Annotated in this window: 1 protein-coding gene; it reads left to right on the forward strand. The window is 58.3% G+C overall.

Annotated elements, in window-relative coordinates:
- Window positions 1-40: 40 nt before the first annotated feature.
- On the forward strand, window positions 41-223 hold a 183-nt coding region (locus E4K09_RS31165; protein ID WP_425293879.1), incomplete at its 3' end, for a 3-hydroxyacyl-CoA dehydrogenase NAD-binding domain-containing protein.

A 223-nucleotide genomic window follows, 5' to 3' on the forward strand; every position in this document is an offset into this window, starting at 1 on the left:
CGCTTTTCTGACGCAAGCGCCGGCACGCATCGCTAAGCTTCTGGCTCGGCGCTCGGCGGATTCCGCTGGGATGGTCGCTAGGCAAGTGACGATAGGCTCCGATGTGAGGGCACTCGAGAATTGCGATATCGTCATCGAAGCCGTTTACGAGAACATGGAGACCAAAACTGATGTGCTCAAGCAACTCAGCGATCTCTTGCCCCCTGAGGCGCTGATCGCGAGC

It is taken from the genome of Microvirga pakistanensis, assembly GCF_004458765.1.
In the GTDB taxonomy this organism is placed as follows: Bacteria; Pseudomonadota; Alphaproteobacteria; order Rhizobiales; family Beijerinckiaceae; genus Microvirga; species Microvirga pakistanensis.